This window comes from Bradyrhizobium sp. YR681 (assembly GCF_000282615.1).
Taxonomy (GTDB): Bacteria; Pseudomonadota; Alphaproteobacteria; order Rhizobiales; family Xanthobacteraceae; genus Bradyrhizobium.
Genome location: NZ_AKIY01000275.1, coordinates 1 through 1,874 on the forward strand (window position 1 = coordinate 1; position 1,874 = coordinate 1,874).

Annotated in this window: 3 protein-coding genes; all 3 read right to left on the reverse strand. The window is 58.8% G+C overall.

The window, feature by feature from the left end:
• Positions 1 to 79: 79 nt before the first annotated feature.
• A complete protein-coding gene (locus PMI42_RS30150; RefSeq protein WP_008141618.1) occupies positions 80 to 616 on the reverse strand; it encodes a hypothetical protein in 537 nt (178 codons plus the stop codon).
• Positions 606 to 1,448, reverse strand: a complete 843-nt coding sequence (locus tag PMI42_RS30155) for a hypothetical protein (RefSeq protein WP_157195841.1) — start codon at positions 1,446 to 1,448, stop codon at positions 606 to 608. The genes PMI42_RS30150 and PMI42_RS30155 overlap by 11 nt, the downstream gene beginning before the upstream one ends.
• A 26-nt stretch (positions 1,449 to 1,474) precedes the next feature.
• Positions 1,475 to 1,874, reverse strand: a 400-nt coding sequence (locus tag PMI42_RS30160) for a TCP-1/cpn60 chaperonin family protein (protein WP_008141624.1), incomplete at its 5' end; no start/stop codon positions are given.

Consider the following 1,874-nt stretch of genomic DNA (forward strand, 5'->3'; position numbering starts at 1 on the left):
GTCGACGCCGCGCAGCATGCGTGCACGAGCGTCACTGCCAAATCTGATATCTTTTGCGGACATTGGATGACCGTTGAAGTTAAGCCGACAAAGCCACTGCTGCGCTGGTATGCGCGATGTTCATCAGGCGCAGCCTCGATATGGAGGAGAGCCTCGCCTGATCGCAAACGGTGTCGACCCGGACCAGCCGCTCCTCGACGCCGGTGCGGACCAGCCTGTCCTTCAAGGTCATCGCTTTCTTGAGCGTTTCATCCGTCGCTTCATTCTGGGCGACGACGAATATCTCGAAGCCCAATGCTGGCAGGACCTTGGTATTCAGTGCCCTCAGCCTGTTGCTGAAGTTATGGAACTGCTCCGAGAAATACCGCTCATGCTGGGGTTTCAGATACTCGCCCGGCACGAGGCAGCCGACACATTGCGAGATGGCCTGATCGGCAACCTGGTCGTGATTCTGACAGAGGATCGATACGGAAAAATACTTCTTGGAGAAGTCCGAATTCATCTGCTCCTTTTTCGTGGCCATTCCCACGGCCAGCAATGATTCTCCGAAAGGAGACCATTTGCAGGGGTCTTCTCCATCCAGGGTCAGATAGTAGAATGGAATGCTAGCTGCCATCTTGCCTCCGTCCGTCAATCCGTTTGAGCACTTGAACCAGCGAATCCTTGCCTTCGTTCAGGTCTTGCAGAAAGTCGTCGTGACTGACCATGTCACTTCGCCCGAGAAAGTCTTGCAGCGACTTGATCGCTTTCTCGGCGGAGGTTTGACCAACGATCTCCGGGGCGGCCTTCTTCAGTTCGTCGGCAAGCTTCCTCACGTCGTCAACGAGCTCCTTGCGCGGCGTCGAGAAGGAACTGTCGGTGACGGGGGTTTGCAGGCATAGTTGTATCTTGTGTTCGATGCGGCGTCGGATCGCCCCGAGAGCTCCAAGATCGATGCCCCCCGATTGAACGACGCGCCCTACGAACATCAGCGAACCGAGTGCACCCGCAGCCGCCTGGAACAGAGACTTCTTGTCGAGCTTGCCGGAGATAAGATAGAGGGACAGCGCGACGATCACCGCGGTCGTCACAAAGCAGGGCAGCAGTGCCGCATAGACGGACATGTAGTCCTGGCGCGCGGAATAGATGCAGAAGATCAGGCAAAGCACGAGGAGGACGACGACCGTCCAGGATGCCAGGTTTCCGGCGTTCTTTGCGACACTCGAATTGATCAGGCCGAACAGGTCGATTGCGTTGACCGCCCCAGTGGCTCCTACGGCGATCAGCAGCAGCAGGAGAAGCGGGCCGATGAGCGTCCTCTCGGGTCGATAGGGAAACCAGATGATCTCGTGAATACGGGTTTTATACACTTCAATATAAGTCCCAGCCTGAAATAGAGGACGAAAGTAGCGCAACTCATGCGCGAGTTCAACAAAAGCAAAGAGGCCCGCGTTGGCGGGCCTCTTCAAGTTCGATCGGTTGGTGTGGCCGGACCTTAGAAGTCCATGCCGCCCATGCCGCCGCCCGGGGGCATCGCGGGACCGGCGCCGCCCTTCTTGGGCAGCTCGGCGACCATGGCTTCCGTGGTGATCAGCAGGGCCGCAACCGAGGCTGCGTTCTGGATCGCGGTACGGACCACCTTGGTCGGGTCGATGATGCCCTTCTTGACGAGGTCGCCGTATTCGCCGGTCTGGGAGTCGAAGCCGAAGGCGTAGGTCTTGTTCTCCAGCACCTTGCCGACGATCACCGAGCCGTCTTCACCGGCGTTGATCGCGATCTGGCGAGCGGGAGCCGACAGCGCCTTGCGCACGATCTCGACGCCGGTCTTCTGGTCGTCGTTCTTGGTGCGCAGGCCCTTGAGCTGCTCGGAAGCACGGAGCAGGGCGACGCCGCCG